The 15,872-nt window shown below is 66.3% G+C and carries 13 protein-coding genes; all 13 read left to right on the plus strand.

Annotation, left to right across the window (positions count from 1 at the left end):
* The first annotated feature begins 1 nt into the window (after position 1).
* The 13 genes from RMP10_RS10885 (at position 2) to groL (ending at position 15,831) form a co-directional block, all read left to right on the plus strand.
* Positions 2-1,048, plus strand: coding sequence for a DUF58 domain-containing protein (locus tag RMP10_RS10885; protein WP_310570310.1), 1,047 nt, complete (start codon positions 2-4; stop codon positions 1,046-1,048).
* Positions 1,048-2,163, plus strand: a complete 1,116-nt coding sequence (locus tag RMP10_RS10890) for a hypothetical protein (RefSeq protein ID WP_310570311.1) — start codon at positions 1,048-1,050, stop codon at positions 2,161-2,163. The genes RMP10_RS10885 and RMP10_RS10890 overlap by 1 nt, the downstream gene beginning before the upstream one ends.
* A complete protein-coding gene (locus tag RMP10_RS10895; protein ID WP_310570312.1) occupies positions 2,160-3,221 on the plus strand; it encodes a VWA domain-containing protein in 1,062 nt (353 codons plus the stop codon). Before RMP10_RS10890 ends, RMP10_RS10895 begins: the two co-directional genes overlap by 4 nt.
* Positions 3,218-4,933: a VWA domain-containing protein gene (locus tag RMP10_RS10900; protein ID WP_310570313.1), complete on the plus strand. Its 1,716-nt coding sequence runs from the start codon at positions 3,218-3,220 to the stop codon at positions 4,931-4,933. Before RMP10_RS10895 ends, RMP10_RS10900 begins: the two co-directional genes overlap by 4 nt.
* The gene (locus RMP10_RS10905) at positions 4,930-7,233 is read left to right on the plus strand and encodes an SH3 domain-containing protein (RefSeq protein ID WP_310570314.1); all 2,304 of its coding nucleotides are present in this window, start codon (positions 4,930-4,932) and stop codon (positions 7,231-7,233) included. Before RMP10_RS10900 ends, RMP10_RS10905 begins: the two co-directional genes overlap by 4 nt.
* An 8-nt stretch (positions 7,234-7,241) precedes the next feature.
* The gene (mutL, locus tag RMP10_RS10910; RefSeq protein WP_310570315.1) at positions 7,242-9,047 is read left to right on the plus strand and encodes a DNA mismatch repair endonuclease MutL; all 1,806 of its coding nucleotides are present in this window, start codon (positions 7,242-7,244) and stop codon (positions 9,045-9,047) included.
* A complete protein-coding gene (gene miaA / locus RMP10_RS10915; protein WP_310570316.1) occupies positions 9,011-10,075 on the plus strand; it encodes a tRNA (adenosine(37)-N6)-dimethylallyltransferase MiaA in 1,065 nt (354 codons plus the stop codon). The genes mutL and miaA overlap by 37 nt, the downstream gene beginning before the upstream one ends.
* The gene (bshA, locus tag RMP10_RS10920; protein WP_310570317.1) at positions 10,072-11,217 is read left to right on the plus strand and encodes an N-acetyl-alpha-D-glucosaminyl L-malate synthase BshA; all 1,146 of its coding nucleotides are present in this window, start codon (positions 10,072-10,074) and stop codon (positions 11,215-11,217) included. Before miaA ends, bshA begins: the two co-directional genes overlap by 4 nt.
* Positions 11,180-12,052 (plus strand): undecaprenyl-diphosphatase UppP, encoded by an 873-nt coding sequence (gene uppP / locus RMP10_RS10925; RefSeq protein WP_310570318.1) that lies wholly within the window; start codon positions 11,180-11,182, stop codon positions 12,050-12,052. The genes bshA and uppP overlap by 38 nt, the downstream gene beginning before the upstream one ends.
* Positions 12,052-12,786 (plus strand): biotin--[acetyl-CoA-carboxylase] ligase, encoded by a 735-nt coding sequence (locus tag RMP10_RS10930; RefSeq protein WP_310570319.1) that lies wholly within the window; start codon positions 12,052-12,054, stop codon positions 12,784-12,786. Before uppP ends, RMP10_RS10930 begins: the two co-directional genes overlap by 1 nt.
* Before the next feature lie 10 nt (positions 12,787-12,796).
* Positions 12,797-13,573 (plus strand): type III pantothenate kinase, encoded by a 777-nt coding sequence (locus RMP10_RS10935; protein WP_309669945.1) that lies wholly within the window; start codon positions 12,797-12,799, stop codon positions 13,571-13,573.
* A gap of 274 nt (positions 13,574-13,847) precedes the next feature.
* Positions 13,848-14,150, plus strand: coding sequence for a co-chaperone GroES (locus RMP10_RS10940; protein WP_309669946.1), 303 nt, complete (start codon positions 13,848-13,850; stop codon positions 14,148-14,150).
* 34 nt (positions 14,151-14,184) lie between these two features.
* Positions 14,185-15,831: a chaperonin GroEL gene (groL, locus tag RMP10_RS10945; protein WP_310570320.1), complete on the plus strand. Its 1,647-nt coding sequence runs from the start codon at positions 14,185-14,187 to the stop codon at positions 15,829-15,831.
* Positions 15,832-15,872: the final 41 nt, after the last annotated feature.

A 15,872-nucleotide genomic window follows, 5' to 3' on the forward strand; every position in this document is an offset into this window, starting at 1 on the left:
CGTGGCGAAGTCCGACACGTCTCCGCAGCCCGGCGTGCCCGCCGCCGTGTCACCGATGTCGGTGGCACCGGCCGAAGTGCTACGGCAGGTGCGTCGCATCGAAGTGCGAACGCGGCGGCTCGTCGATTCGCGATTCGCCGGCGAGTACCGCTCGCTCTTCAAAGGGCAGGGCATGGAGTTCGCCGAGGTCCGCGAGTATCAGCCCGGCGACGAAGTCCGCTCGATCGACTGGAATGTGTCGGCCCGCATGGGACGCCCGTTCGTTAAGCGCTACGTCGAAGAGCGCGAGCTCACGATCATGCTCGTCATCGACATGTCGGGCTCTTCCCGTTTCGGCACCCGCGCGCACTTCAAGCACGAACTCGCGATTGAAATGGCCGGTGTGCTGGCCCTCGCCGCCACCCGCAACAACGATCGCGTCGGGCTACTCATGTTTTCCGATCGCGTCGAACACGCGTTACCGGCCCGCAAAGGCCGCAAGCATGCGTTGCGTCTGATCCGCGATCTCATGACCACGAATCCGGTCGGACGTGGCACCTCGGTAGCGGTCGCCGTCGATCGGCTCATGCGCTTGCTTCCGCACCGCTCGGTCGTGTTCTTCGCGTCGGACTTCCTCGCCGACGATCTCGAGAAGCCGTTGGCGCGACTCGCGCAACGTCACGACGTGATTGCCGTGACGCTCGAAGATCCGTCTGAACGCGTGTTGCCCGACATCGGCCCGGCGCGACTGCAGGATCCAGAGTCGGGCGAGGTGATCGAGATCGACACGTCGCATCCATCGGTACGCGCCGCCTTTGCCAAGCAGGTTGGCGCCGACGACACGCTGCGACGCAAACTGTTCGGCCGACTGGGCCTCGACGAGATCGTGGTGCACACCGAGCACGGCTACGTTGATGCGCTGTTGTCGTTCTTCCGCGCCCGCACCCGTCGCCCGCATGGCGCGGTGCGCACCGGGCCGCGTGGGGCGATGGGAGATGCCGCCGGCACGGCCGCGCCGGTGCGCGCACCAATCGCGCCGGTGTCCGTCGCCGATCAGCGGAGCCGTTGATGCGACGCGTCCTATCGATACGCCGCGCGGCGGCGCGTCTTCTGGCGATGCTCGCGTTCCTCGCTGGATCGCAAGTCACTATGTGGAGCTCCGTCGCGACCGCGCAGGCCGCACCGCCGGTGTCGCGCGGCGTCCTCACGCCGCCGACCGGATCACGCGTCAAGGCCGGCTTTCTGGTGCGTCCCGACACGATCGAAGTGGGTGATCCCTTCACGCTGATTGTGACGGTCGTCGTACCCGAAGGCGCGCGCATCGAATGGCCGACGCTCGACGATACCACGGCCATGGTCGTGAGCCGCGCGCCGACCAAGGTGACGCAGGAGTCGATGCGCGCCGGAGGTCGCACCGAGCGCGCGGAGTACGCCCTCGCCGCCTGGAACGTCGGTGTGCTGCCGATCGGTCTCAAGGACGCGACCGTGCGCTATGGATCGACCACGCTCAAGGTGCCGCTCGTCGACGCCAATGTGTTCGTGAAGTCGGTGCTGCCCGGCGATACCTCGATGCACAAACCCAAGCCGCCACGGGACCTCTTCCCGCGGGTGGTGCCCTGGTGGCAGCGCTGGTGGCCAGCGCTGCTGGTGCTCGCGGTGCTTGCCCTGCTGTGGTGGCTCCTCAAGCGACGTCGGAAGCACGCGAGCGCAACCGTCCACGCCGCGCTCGATCCGTACGCGCGCGCCGTGCACGACTTCGACCGATTGGATCGACTGGCGTTGGCGGACGCCGGCGAGCGCGGTCGCTACGTCGCACTCGCGATCGACGTGCTGCGCAGCTATCTCGCGCTGCGGAATCCGCAGGCCGTGCTGTCGCTCACCAGCGCTGAGCTGATCGGTGCCGTGGCGGACGACGAGCGCATTCCGCGCGATCGTCTCATCTCGCTGATGGCCGACGGCGATGGTATCAAGTTCGCCCGTCGTATCGTCTCCGGTACCCGTGCCCGGGAACTGGCGGCCGATGCCCGAGCCGTCGTCGACCACATCGAAGCGGCCGAACGCGACCGCCGTGCAGCCGTTGAAGCCGCCCGCGCCGCCGCCGCCAAGGCCGAGCGCGACGCGAAGCAGAGGGACGAGGATGATGCGCGCCGCAAGTCGCGACGGCCCAAAGCGGGGGCGACATGAATCGCGCCCTCGACTGGTTCCGCGAGTTCCTCAGCGAGTTCAGCGGCTCCCTGAGCCCCGACTCGTGGTCGCTCTTCGGTATCAACTTCGCCCATCCGGCGCTGCTGCTGCTGTTGCTGCTCCTGCCGCTCTGGTCGTGGTGGCGTCGCCGCGCCGCGCCGCAGCGTGCGATTCCGTTCTCGCGTGCCGCCGTGCTCGGTCTCGGACCGCAACCGTCGCTGTCATGGGTGCGCTGGTTGCCGTGGCTGCGCTCACTCGCGCTGGCGGGATTCATCGTGGCCGCCGCGCAGCCGCGCTCCGGCGCGCGGGCAGAACGCGTGTCCAGTGAAGGCATCGATATCGCCCTGGTCGTCGACATCTCGAGCTCCATGCTCGCCGAAGACTTTCAGCCACAGAATCGCATCGAGGTCGCCAAGGAGAAGGTGAAGCGCTTCGTCGTCGGCCGGAAATCCGACCGTGTAGGCCTCGTCGCGTTCTCCGGTGAAGCGCTCACGCAGGTGCCGCTCACCACCGACTACCCGGTGGTGCTCACCGCCATCGATAATCTGCAGGTGGGTCAGCTCGAGGATGGCACCGCGATCGGTACCGCGATCGCGACGGCGGCCAATCGCCTGCGTACGGCGCCGGGACGTTCGCGCGTGATGGTGCTGCTCACCGACGGTGAGAACAATCGCGGCGCCATCGATCCGCGCACGGCGGCGAAGGCCGCCGGTGCATTCGGGATTCGTATCTACACCATTGGCGTGGGACGCGAAGGCATGGCGCCAACTCCCGTCGGTCGTGGGCTCTTCGGCCTGCGTTATGAGAATCGGCTAGTCAAAATCGACGAGCCCCTGATGACAGAAATCGCGACGACCACCGGCGGTCGCTATTTCCGCGCACAGGACGCACAGGCGCTGCAGAACATCTACGAACAGATCGACGCCCTCGAGCGCTCGATCGTCGAAGCGCGCGCCTACATCCGCTACACCGAGCGATTCCGGTGGCCGCTCCTGTTCGGGCTGGCGGCGCTGCTCGGCGAACTCGCCTTGCGCGCCCGGCGCGGAGTACTGCCATGAATCTCGGCACGCTCCCTCCCCTCATCTTCGACGTGCCGTGGTTGCTACTCGCGGCGCTGTTCCTCCCACTTGTGGTATGGTGGATGCGCTCGGTCCGCACGCGGCAGCGACGCGTCCGCCTCGCGCGATACGCCGAGTCGTCGGCACTGCGTCGTCTGGTCATGATCACCGACCCCGACGAAGGCGGCCGCACGCTGCGCCTCGTGCTCATTGCCTTCCTCGCGGGACTCGCGCTGTCGGGGCCGCGCTGGGGACTCGCCCATGGACCCGTGAGCGCGCGCGGCATCGACATGGCCATCGCGATCGATGCGTCGCTGTCCATGATGGCGCCCGACGAACGGCCGTCTCGGCTGGAACGAGTGAAACAGGAAGTGCGTCGCTTGCGCGCCATGTCGCAGGCCGATCGCGTCGCGCTGATCGCCTTTGCCGGTCGGAGCTATATCCTCACGCCGCTCACCAGCGACGACGGGGCCATCGAACTCTTCCTCGATAATCTCGATCCGTCGGTCGTGGGGCAGGCAGGCAGCTCGATTGCCCGCGCCATTCGACAGGGCACCGAACTGCTGTTGGCCAGCGACGGCAGTGCCGATCGCGCGCTCGTGCTCATGACGGATGGCGAAGCCTTCGAGCCGGCCGAAGATGTGAAGGCCGCGGCCACCGAGGCGGGCGTGAAAGGCGTGAGCCTGGTCACCGTCGGTTTCGGCACCGCACAGGGCAGCACGATCCCCATTCAGGATGGTTCCGTCACGCGCGAGAAGCGCGACGACGAGGGGAAGGTCGTGATCACGCGCTACTCGCCCGAACTGCTGGAGGCCGCCGCCAAGGCCGCCGGCGGCACCTTCATTCCCGCTGAAGCCTCCGACAAGGCCACGCGTGTACGGGGCGCGTTGCGCTCGCTGCGAACCGCCAAGCGCAAGGTGGATTCCCGCGAGGATCACGTGCCTCGGTATCTGTGGCTGCTACTGCCCGCGCTGGCCCTGCTCGCATACGACACGTGGTTGCTCTCGCGTCGGCGTACGTTGCCCGATGATATGAATGATCGCGACGGCGCGCGATCGTCGGTCGCATCGACGATGCCGCAGGTTGCGCCGCTGTTGTTGATGGCGCTGCCGGCCGCACTCATGTCGTGCAAACAAGCACCCGATCCGGCGGCCCTGTTCGCCGAAGGCAACGTCGCCGCCGCCATCGCCGGCTACCGCGCACAGATCGCCAGCGGCGATACGACCGTGCGCACGCGATACAATCTGGGCACCGCGATCATAGGCGCCGATTCGCTCAAGGCCGCCGCCGAGTTGCTGGAGATGGTGCGACGCGACAGCGATGGCGAGACGCGCATGCGCGCTCGGTTCAACGCCGGCTATGCGTCGCTCGTGATGGGACGCGCGCCACAGAATCCCGAAGCCGAAGCATCGTTTGCGGCAGCGCGCGCGGCGTATCGGGCGTTCCTGACCGATCGCCCCGTCGATGCCGACGCCAAGTGGAACTACGAGCTCGCGCTTCGCAAGCCACCGCCGCCTCAGGGCGGCGGCGGGGGCGGCGGTGGCGGTGGTGACTCGCAGAGTGATAAGCAGGACGAGCAGCCGCAGAATCAGGGTGGGCTTGACCAGAAGCAGGCCGAAGCACTCCTGAACAGCGCGGCGCGCGAAGAGCGCGACGTTCAGGGGCGCAAGCAGCGACAGGGCCGCACACCGCCGGGAGGAAAGGACTGGTGAGCCGACCTTCGTTGTTTTGTCAGGCGCGTGTTCGCCGGCATGTTCGGTGCGCCCTCGCGCTCCTGACTGGTCTTGCGACGCAATCCCCAGCGGCGCCGCTGCACGCGCAGCCGTCCCCGACCGCGATCCTCGATCGTTTGCAGGCCAACGGGAATCGGCCGATCGACTTTCACGCGGCCACGTTTCCCGACACCGTGTACGTGGGGCAGCAGGTCACCTATCAAGTGGCGGTGCTGCTCAGCGAGTCGGCACGCGCACGGCTGCGACGCAACCCGGAGTTTCTTCCCCCGGAGTTACGCGGTCTGCTGGCGTACGAGCTCGGCACACCGCGTCGTGTCGCGCCGCGCAGCTACGGCGGCGGCACCTTCGAGGCGCACGTGTTTCAGCGCGCGCTCTTTGCCGTGGCGCCGGGCACGCTCATGGTGCCGGCACCGCAACTCAGTTACACGCTGCCGCAATCGTCCAGCTACTTCAGCCGCGAAGAACGCTACATCGTGCGGGCCGAAAGTGCGCAATTGGTTGTGAAACCGCTGCCGGACGCCGGTCGTCCGCAAGACTACACCGGCGCCGTCGGTGTCCTGCGCGCGTCGGTGAAACTCGATTCGTCCACCGCACGCGTCGGCGATCCGCTGGTGCTGACCATGCGCGTCGACGGCACCGGCAATGTGAAGCTGCTACCGCGCCCGGTGCTCGAAGTGTCATGGGCCTCCACGGTGCCGGGCACCGAGCGCGTGAGTGTGGACACGAGCGGCGCGATGGTGCGCGGCTACAAGGAATTCGATTGGATTCTGACGCCCGCACAGGCCGGGAGCGTCGAAGTCCCCACGCTGCGCTACAGCTACTTCGATCCCTATCGGGGCGAATACGCCTACGCCGAAACCGCCCCGAGCGCGCTCTCGGTCGACGACGGCACGCTCGCCACCGCCGCTGAAGGCGACAACCTGTCGGTGGTCCCGCTCCGCGAGTGGCGTGGCGCCGCGACGGTGTCGTTGGCCGTGCAGTTGGCCACCTGGCGCGTGCCGCTCGCTGGCCTGTTGCTGCTGGCGCCGCTCCCCTGGCTCGCGATCATGATCGGTGGGCGCGTCGGTGGCGCCCGTCGCGCCCGCAACGCCACGGCCGGGGGAGGGGGGAGTGCGGCTGCGCCGCGGGTCGTGAGTGATGATGCCGGTGATCATGCGCGCTACACCCGGCGCACGCTGCTTGGTGCGCTCGCGCAGCGATTGAACGTCTCACCGCAGGAGCTTGTATCGCGGCGCGACGTCGAGCGCACGGTGCGACGTCGTGGTGTCACGCGCGACACCACCAAGGCGTTGCTCACGCTGCTCGATGCGCTGGCCGAGCAGGGCTTCAGTGATGTGCCGGGGCAGCTGGCCGGTCGCGCTGACCTCACCACTCGTGCCGATGCGCTGCTCGCCCGCATCGACACCGAGGCCGTCACCCACGCGCGCGCCATTCGCAGCGCCCGACACGCGCAGGCGCGCTTCGCGTTATTCATCGCGTTGGGGGCCGCTGCTTTCGCCGCCGTACCGCGCGTGAGCGCCGCCCTGCAGTCCACCCCGACGACCTCCACGCCGGTACAGGCCATACCCGCGCCGTCGGTTCCCGATCGTGGTGCCCTCGAGGCCACGGTGACGCGGGCGACGGCCCTGTACGCGCAGCGTCAGTATTCGCGCTCGGCCGAACTATTTGCCGAGGCCGTGGATGCACGCCCCACCGACGCGGATCTGCTCGCGAATTGGGGGGCTGCCGCTTGGGCCGCCGGCGATACCGTCTCCGCCGTGATCGCATGGCAACGTGCCGCTCGACTCGAACCCGTCGCCGTCGATCTGCAGGAACGGCTCACATCGCTCCCCGCGGGTGCGCGCGGCGGCGTTGCCGAAGTTCCCATGATTCCCGTGCCCGCTCTCGTGCTCGCCTCGATCGCGGCGTGGCTGCTGGGGTGGATCCTGCTCGCCGTCGTGCGAGTTCGGCGCCGCCGCGGAAACGCCTCGACGTGGATGGGATTCGCCTCGTCCGCTGCCGTGTTCGCGTTGCTGCTCGCCGTCGGCACTGGCGCGGCGGCCGCGTGGGGATTCCGGGAGCTCGATGCCACCGGCGTGCTGGTCGTGCGACGGCCCGAGACGATGCGCACCGCACCGGGCAATGACGCGAACGCCATGGGTGGTGTCGCCACCGGTGACGTCGTGCGCGTCGAAGACGCTGCGGAAGGCTGGCTCAAGGTGTTGCACGCCGACGGACGTCGCGGATGGTTGCCGGCGGGACGCACCATACCGCTCGTCTCGCCAGCCGTCAGTCGGTAGCTTGTCGTATGTCGCGTATCGCCATTCTCTCCAGCGCGGTCGCCGACCAGATCGCGGCCGGTGAAGTCGTGGAACGACCCGCGTCGGTCGTCAAGGAGCTTGTGGAGAATGCGCTCGACGCCGGGGCCACGACGGTCGACGTCACCATCGAAGAAGGTGGCCGCGCGCTGATCCGCATCGCCGACGACGGCAGCGGCATGGATCGCGAGGACGCCGTACTCTGCCTTTCGCGCCACGCCACGTCGAAGATCACGGCGGCTGAACAACTGGTGGGCGTGCGCAGCTACGGCTTCCGCGGCGAAGCGTTGCCTGCCATCGCATCAGTCTCCGAAATCATGATCGAGACGGCATCATCGGACGATGGGGCGGGGACGCAGGTGCGCGCTGCCGCCGGGGCCGTGCTCGAGACACACGAGACCACGCGACGTCGCGGCACCACGGTGTCGGTGCAGCGACTCTTCTACAACACGCCCGCGCGACAGAAATTCCTGCGCAGTGCGCGATCGGAATGGCGCGGTATCATGGACACCATGCACGCCATCGGCGCCTTGCGTCGTGACGTGCATTTCACGGTGCGCCACGACGGCAAGGTCGCCCTCGATCTACCCGCCGTGCCCACGCTGCGCGCGCGACTGGCCGAGTTGTGGGGACATCGTGACGTACAGCGGTTTGTCGATATCGACGACGTACAGGGGCCTATCCACATCACAGGAATGGTCGAGCGTCCGGCTGATGTTGGTACCGCCACCCGCCGCGTTCTCCTCATCATTAACGGACGCGTCGTGCGCGATCACGGCATCGTGCGCGCCGCCGAAGCCGCCTATCGGTCCACGCTGCCGTCCGGTGTCCGCCCCTCACTCGTGCTGTCGCTGCATGTGCCCGGCGGCGACGTCGATGTGAACGTGCACCCCGCGAAGTCAGAAGTGCGACTGCGCGATCGCTGGCCCACGGAGCGCGCCGTCGAGAACGCCATTCGTCGCGCCCTCGGTCTGTTCGACGCCAGTGCCGGCATCGGATGGCGCACCTGGACGCCGGCGGCTGCGCCGTCATGGCGCGATGATGTGCACGCCATGGAGCCGGCGGCGCTGCGTGCCACCCCGGTCGCCGAGGGACTCTTCGCGACGTCTGACGCCGACACCGCCGCCGCCGAAACCGACACCGACGCGGCGGCGGCCGCGTACGCGTCGTCCGTCACCGTGGAAACGCGCGCGGCCGACGTTCGCGCGGCTGACGACGCGCCCATTTCCGTGCCGCCGCTGCTACAACTCCGGCGCATGTATCTCATGTTTGAGCACGAGGACGGCGTCATCCTCATTGACCAGCACTCCGCGCATGAGCGCGTGCTGTACGAAGACTTCCTCGGTGTGCTCGAGCGCGGCGAGGCACCGTCCCAGCGATTGCTCTTCCCGATGACGCTGCACCTCGGTCCCGACGAAGCCGACGCGTTCGATGCGAATCGCGCATCGTTCGAGAAGCTCGGTTTCGAGATGGCGGGTTTCGGCGGACATTCGCTGCTGGTCAACGCCGTGCCCATGCCGCATCCGCGCTTCGATGCCGAACGTTGTCTGCGCGAAACGCTCGCCGCGCTCACGGGCGATCGCGCCGCCGGTGATGCCAAGCGACACGAGCGGCTCGCCGCCACGTTCGCGTGTAAGGCCGCCATCAAAGCCGGCGATGTCATGTCACCGGGCGAGATGCGCGCGCTCTACATCGCGCTGGCGAACACCAAGCTGCCGGCCCACGATGTGCACGGTCGCTCGACCATCGTCCGCCTCTCGTGGGACGAGCTCGACCGGCGATTCGGGCGGAAGTGATCGCGATGCGCACCGGCGAGATCGCCCCGATGATGTCGACGACGCGGCGCATCATCGTCGGGCCCACCGCCGCCGGCAAATCGGCGTTGGCGATGTCGCTCGCCCGGCGGCGCGGGTTGGCGATCGTCAGCGCCGACTCGCGACAGGTCTATCAGGACTTCGACATCGGGACCGCGAAGCCGTCGCTCGCCGACCGGCAGGCGATCCCGCACTTCGGCCTCGATGTCGTCGCGCCCATCATTCGGTACTCTGCCCACGCGTGGGCCGCCGACGCGATGCGCTGGTGCGGCGACGCCGAGCACGCTGGGACGCCGCCAGTCGTTGTAGGGGGAACCGGGCTGTATGTGAAGGCGCTGGTCTCGCCCCTCGATGCGGTTCCGGCGCTCGACCCCGAGCGTCGTGAGGCGCTGAGGGCTTGGCTGGCAGGACGGCCGCTCGACGAGCTGGCGCGCTGGTGCCGTCGCCTCGATCCGGCCCGTGCGCATCTGGGTCGCACGCAGCTCCTGCGCGCGATCGAAACCGCCCTGCTGGCCGGGACGCGCCTCGGCGATGCCCTCCAGTCCCTCCAGTCGGGAAACGCGCCCGATGACGTTCCGGATTACGCGGCGGATGTCTCGACGTCGCCATCCGCACGGTATCTTGTGGTGGATCCGGGGCCCGTGCTGGCCGAACGGATTGCTCACCGCGTGCATCAGATGATCGCTGACGGATTTGTGCAGGAAGTTGAACGATTGCGGGTGACGATCGCTCACGACGCCCCGGCGTGGTCCGCGAGCGGCTATCGTGTCGTGCGCGATGCACTCGAGGGAACCGGTGGCTCGCGTGCACTCGATGCCGCGATCGAGCGGGTCATCATCGAAACGCGGCAGTACGCCAAACGGCAGCGCACTTGGTTCCGGCATCAGTTGCCGGCCGAACAGGTGACGCGAATCGACCCGGATGCGCCAAACGCGCTCAATCAGGCGCTTGCCTGGTGGGATCACGAGGAACCCGTCGCGACCGGCGCGATGCAGACGAGGACCGCATGAAGATCGGAATCACCTGCTATCCGACGTACGGTGGATCGGGCGCCGTCGCGACCGAGCTCGGGATCGCGCTCGCCGCGCGTGGGCACGAGGTGCACTTCATCACCTACCAGCAGCCGTTCCGCCTGCCCAGTTTTCTGCCGCGAGTCTGGTTTCACGAGGTGGATGTTGGACGCTATCCGCTCTTCGAGTATCCACCGTACGACCTTGCCCTCGCAGTGCGCATGCACGAAGTCGTGCGCGATCATCAGCTCGACATCCTGCATTGCCACTACGCCATTCCGCATGCCACCAGTGCCTGGATTGCGCGCGAGATGCTGCGCGAGGGCAATGCGGATGTGCGCGTGGTGACCACACTGCACGGTACCGACATCACCATCGTCGGTCAGGAACGCTCGTTCTATACCATTACCCGTTTCTCGATCGAGAAGTCCGATAGCGTGACCGCCGTTTCCGACTATCTGCGCGACGAGACGTATCGCGCCTTCGGGTGTGTGGGCTGTAACGTCGAAGTCATTCCGAATTTCATCAATCCTGAGCTGTACGATCGTAGCCGTCATCTGTTCCCGATTCCCGCCGACGTCACGACCGGGCGAAAAGTGGTGATGCACATTTCGAACTTCCGGCCGGTCAAGCGCGTGCGCGACGTCGTGCGGGTGTTTGCGGGCGTGAACAAGGAAGTGCCGGCGGTGCTGGTCATGATTGGTGATGGTCCGGAGCGCGTCGAGGCCGAAGCAGAGGCGCGCGAGCTCGGTATCGCCGAGCATGTGCTGTTCCTCGGCAAGATCGATGCAATCGCGCCACTACTCGCTGGCGCCGATCTCTTTCTGCTCACCAGCGACAAGGAGTCCTTCGGCCTCAGCGCCCTCGAGGCGTTGGCCTCCGGCGTACCGGTCATCGGCGCGCGGGCCGGCGGTCTTCCCGAAGTCGTCATCGACGGCGAAACGGGATTCCTGTGTGAGGTTGGCGACGTCGACGCCATGGCGGCGGCCGGCGTGCGTCTGCTTTCGGATCCGGCGAAGTGGCAGCAGATGAGCACCGCTGCCGCCGCGGACGCGCGCAAGCGCTTCTCCGAAGCGGCCGTGGTCGCGCAGTATGAGGCGCTCTATGAGCGTACCATCGCATCGGCGGTTGCCGGTCGGTGAGTTCAGGACTTTTCCGTGGGCGGATGACAGCGTGACGATTTTTCAGGCGGTAGTACTCGGCATTGTGCAGGGACTCGCTGAGCTGCTGCCGATTTCGAGTTCGGCACATCTGGCGCTCACCCCCTATTTCTTCGGATGGACCGATCCGGGTCTCGCCTTTGATGTCGCGCTGCATCTTGGTACGCTCATCGCGTTGGTGTGGTACTTCCGGGCCGAGTGGATCGACATGACGAAGAGCGCGTGGAAGATCGCGTCCACGCGGCGTATCGAGACGGTGCATGACCGCCGACTCGTGTACTTGGTCGTAGCGACGATTCCGGCCGGCGTTGGCGGATTGCTGCTCAACGATCTCGCCGAAACGACCTTCCGCTCCCCGATGATCATCGGTACCGCGCTTGTCGTGATGGGTGTACTGCTCTGGGCGGTCGACAAGTGGAGCGCCCGCGCCCGCATGATCGAGGAAGTCACCATGCGCGACGCCATCATTGTTGGCTGCGCACAAGTGCTCGCCCTCATCCCCGGTGTATCGCGCTCTGGCTCGACGATCACGGCGGGACGTTTGCTGAAGCTCGATCGCCCCAGCGCGGCGCGCTTCAGCTTTCTCATGAGCATGCCGATCACACTCGCCGCGGTCATTCTGAAGGTGCCCGAAGCGGTACGCTCCGAAGGCATCTCCGCGCCGCTCGTCGCTGGTGTCATCGCGGCCGCCATCAGCAGCTGGCTGGCGATCACCGTCCTCCTGCGCTACGTGAGCAAGCATAGCTTCGGTGTGTTTGCCGTGTATCGCGTCATCTTGGCCGCCGTCGTCTTCGCCACCATCGCGACGCGCCGCTGATGACCGCGCCCTCGCCCACGCTCGCTGCTGAGTGCGGACTCGCCCGGCTCGCCTATCAGGCGTTGGTTGGATCCACCATGGACGAGGCGCATCGACTCGCGCAGGCCGGTGCCAAGTCGGGTACACTCGTGCTCGCCGAAGCCCAGGAGGGGGGGCGTGGTCGCGGCGGCCGGAGCTGGGTCTCTGAACCCGGCGCGGGACTGTGGATGACGCTCATCGAGCGCCCGCGTGATCCGCAGGCCCTCGATGTGCTTGCGCTCCGTATCGGTCTGGCTTTGTCCGACGCACTCGAGCCGCTGTGCAACGGTCGCATCTCGCTCAAATGGCCCAACGACCTGTTCGTCGGAGCGGGGAAGCTCGCCGGAATCCTGATCGAAGCCCGTTGGCGCGAATCGCTCCCGGAGTGGGTCGCCATCGGTGTCGGCGTCAACCGTCGCGTACCGGAGGCTATCCCAGGTGCCGCGTCGGTGCGCGGCGACATCCCGCGCGACGACGTTCTCCGCGCCATGCTGCCCGCGATGCGAAACGCGGCAGCCCAGCCCGGCCGACTGACGCCCGAGGAATGTGCGCGATGGGCCGAACGTGATCTGGCCTTCGGTCGCGAGATTGTCGAGCCGCGCGCCGGACGCGCGATGGGGATTGATGCGACGGGCGCGCTGCTGATTGCCGAGCCACGCGGTGCCGTGCACGCCGCCCGCAGTGGCTCGCTCGTATTCGCCGGAGAGGCGCCGTGAGAGGCTCGCCGTGCTGATCGTGTTCGATGTCGGCAACACCGAAACCACCATCGGGTTGTTCGAGGGAACCGCACTGCGCGCCGACTGGCGAATCATGACCGCCGTGCCGCGAACCTCCGACGAATTCGGCATCGTGCTGCGCAGTCTCCTCCGAGCGTCGGACGTGGAACTCAAGGCCGTCACGGCGGCGGCGATCGGCTCTGTCGTCCCGCCCATCACCGATCCGCTCGCGCGGGCCTGCGAGCGGTACTTCGGCGTCACCCCGATTCTCGTCGACGCGAAGGCGGCGCTGCCGATCACGGTGCAGGTTGACGAGCCACTCAGTGTCGGCGCCGATCGGCTGATCAACACGCTCGCTGCGAGCCAGTTGTATCAGCGTGACACCATCTGCGTCGACCTCGGCACCGCTACCACCTTCGATTGCATCACCGCGGACGGGGTCTTTCTTGGCGGAGTGATCATGCCCGGCGTGCGCACGTCGGCGGAAACGCTCACGCGACGTACGTCGAAGCTGCCCGCCACCGAACTGCTGCCGCCCAAGCGCGTGATCGGCACGCGCACGGAAGAATGCATTCGCGCCGGCGTGTTGTTCGGCGCCGCCGATGCCATCGACGGTATGGTGCGCCGCATCAAAGCAGAGTGGCCGGGTCGCGAGGTCCCGCTGGTGGTCGCCACAGGCGGTCTGGCGGAGACTCTGCAGCCGTGGTGTTCGGAGTTCGATCTCATCGAGCCGACGCTTACCCTGCAGGGATTGCGCTTGGCATACGAGCTGCTGGTTGTGCAGTAGGCAGCGGCTTCCCCGATGCGGGGGCTGCCGTCAAGGCAGTCTGCTGCGGGATACATCTGCCACATTGAGCCGTCGAATGTCGAATCGGCAGTTCGAGTCGAACGCTAAACGCTTTTATTGCTTGCAGTTACAGAATTGTATCGACCGTGCGCCCCGCTTGACTGCCACCGTCGTTTCGTTTAGCTTTTGGTCGTTAGCACTCGACTCGCTTGAGTGCTAACATCGAGCATATTCATTGGTTCGATCCCTGACACATACGCAGGAGACAACAGTTATGGCCACTCAGAGTGCCGCCAAGGTAGCGCCGCTCGCTGATCGCGTCGTCGTGAAGCCGAGCGAAGAAGCGGAACAGATGCGCGGTGGACTGTACATCCCGGATACCGCCAAGGAAAAGCCGCAGCAGGGTTCTGTCGTGGCTGTTGGCCCGGGCCGTTATGAGAAGGAGACCCGCGTGCCGATGGACGTGAAGGTCGGCGACAAGATCCTGTACGGGAAGTACAGCGGTACGGAAGTGACGATCGACGGTGAGCAGCTGCTCATCCTCCGCGAGTCGGATGTGCTCGCGGTGATCAGCTAATCGTCTTCGAACCACTCAACGGAAAATAGCAACCATGGCTGCCAAGGAACTGCATTTCAACGTGGACGCGCGCGCTGCTCTCAAGCGTGGCGTCGATCAGCTCGCCGAGGCCGTGAAGGTCACGCTCGGACCGAAGGGCCGTAATGTCGTCATCGACAAGAAGTTCGGCGCCCCGACGATCACCAAGGACGGTGTCACGGTCGCGAAGGAAATCGAGCTGGCCGATCCGATCGAGAACATGGGCGCGCAGATGGTGAAGGAAGTCGCGACCAAGACGTCGGATCTCGCTGGCGACGGCACCACGACCGCCACGGTGCTCGCCCAGGCGATCTTCCGTGAAGGCCTCAAGAATGTGACCGCCGGCTCCAACCCGATGGCGCTGAAGCGCGGCATCGAAAAGGCCGTTGCGAGCATCGTTGAAGAACTGAAGCGTATCTCCGTGCCCACCACGGGCAAGAAGGAAATCGCGCAGGTCGGCACCATCTCGGCGAATAACGATCCCGAGATTGGTAACCTCATCGCGGAAGCGATGGAAAAGGTCGGCAAGGACGGCGTGATCACCGTCGAAGAGGCCAAGGGCCTCGAGACGACGCTGGAGACGGTTGACGGTATGCAGTTTGACCGTGGCTATCTCTCGCCGTACTTCGTCACGGATCCGGAGAAGATGGAGGCGGTGCTCGACAACGCCATGATCCTGATTCATGACAAGAAGATCTCTGCCATGAAGGATCTTCTCCCGGTGCTCGAGAAGGTTGCCCAGCTCGGCAAGCCGCTCCTCATCATCGCCGAAGACATCGAAGGCGAAGCGCTCGCCACGCTCGTCGTCAACAAGCTGCGCGGCACGCTGCGCGTCGTCGCCGTCAAGGCGCCGGGCTTTGGCGATCGTCGTAAGGCGATGCTGCAGGACATCGCGACGCTGACCAAGGGTCAGGTCGTGTCCGACGAAGTCGGCTTCAAGCTCGAAAACGCGGTCCTTACGGACCTCGGCACGGCCAAGCGCATCGTGATCGACAAGGACAACACGACGATCATCGACGGCGGCGGCGAAACGAAGGACATCGAAGGCCGCGTCAAGGAAATCCGCGGTGCCATTGAAAAGAGCACGTCGGATTACGATCGTGAGAAGCTCCAGGAGCGTCTCGCGAAGCTCGCCGGTGGTGTGGCCGTCATCAATGTCGGCGCCGCGACCGAAGCGGAAATGAAGGAGAAGAAGGCTCGCGTCGAAGACGCGCTGCACGCCACGCGTGCCGCCGTTGAAGAAGGCATCGTCCCCGGCGGCGGCGTCGCGCTCATCCGCGCGCAGCACGTGCTCAAGGACGTCAAAGTCGTCGAGCGCGACGAGCAGATCGGTGTCGACATCGTGCGTCGCGCGATCGAAGAGCCGCTCCGCATCATCGTCCAGAACGCAGGTGGTGAAGGCTCCATCGTCGTTGAGAAGATCCGCACGGCGAAGGAAACCAGCTTCGGCTACAACGCGCTGACCGATGTGTACGAAGACCTCGTGCAGGCCGGCGTGATCGACCCGACGAAGGTGACCCGCACGGCGTTGCAGAACGCCGCGTCGATCGCCGGTCTCCTCCTCACGACGGAAGCGCTTATCGTCGAGAAGAAGGACAACTCGGCTCCTGCCGGCGGCGGCCATGGTGGCGGCGGCGGCGGTGGCATGGGCGGCATGTACTAAGCCGTTCCAACGGTCGAAGGAAACAGAACGGGCGCCCAATC

It is taken from the genome of Gemmatimonas sp. (genome assembly GCF_031426495.1).
Taxonomy (GTDB): Bacteria; Gemmatimonadota; Gemmatimonadetes; order Gemmatimonadales; family Gemmatimonadaceae; genus Gemmatimonas.

Excerpts from the sequence above, each read along its gene's own strand:
- RMP10_RS10890 (WP_310570311.1), top strand. The coding sequence starts at position 1,048 with ATGCGACGCGTCCTATCGATACGCCGCGCGGCGGCGCGTCTTCTGGCG.
- RMP10_RS10895 (WP_310570312.1), top strand. The coding sequence starts at position 2,160 with ATGAATCGCGCCCTCGACTGGTTCCGCGAGTTCCTCAGCGAGTTCAGC.
- RMP10_RS10900 (WP_310570313.1), top strand. The coding sequence starts at position 3,218 with ATGAATCTCGGCACGCTCCCTCCCCTCATCTTCGACGTGCCGTGGTTG.
- mutL (WP_310570315.1), top strand. The coding sequence starts at position 7,242 with ATGTCGCGTATCGCCATTCTCTCCAGCGCGGTCGCCGACCAGATCGCG.
- bshA (WP_310570317.1), top strand. The coding sequence starts at position 10,072 with ATGAAGATCGGAATCACCTGCTATCCGACGTACGGTGGATCGGGCGCC.
- uppP (WP_310570318.1), top strand. The coding sequence starts at position 11,180 with ATGAGCGTACCATCGCATCGGCGGTTGCCGGTCGGTGAGTTCAGGACT.
- RMP10_RS10930 (WP_310570319.1), top strand. The coding sequence starts at position 12,052 with ATGACCGCGCCCTCGCCCACGCTCGCTGCTGAGTGCGGACTCGCCCGG.
- RMP10_RS10940 (WP_309669946.1), top strand. The coding sequence starts at position 13,848 with ATGGCCACTCAGAGTGCCGCCAAGGTAGCGCCGCTCGCTGATCGCGTC.
- groL (WP_310570320.1), top strand. The coding sequence starts at position 14,185 with ATGGCTGCCAAGGAACTGCATTTCAACGTGGACGCGCGCGCTGCTCTC.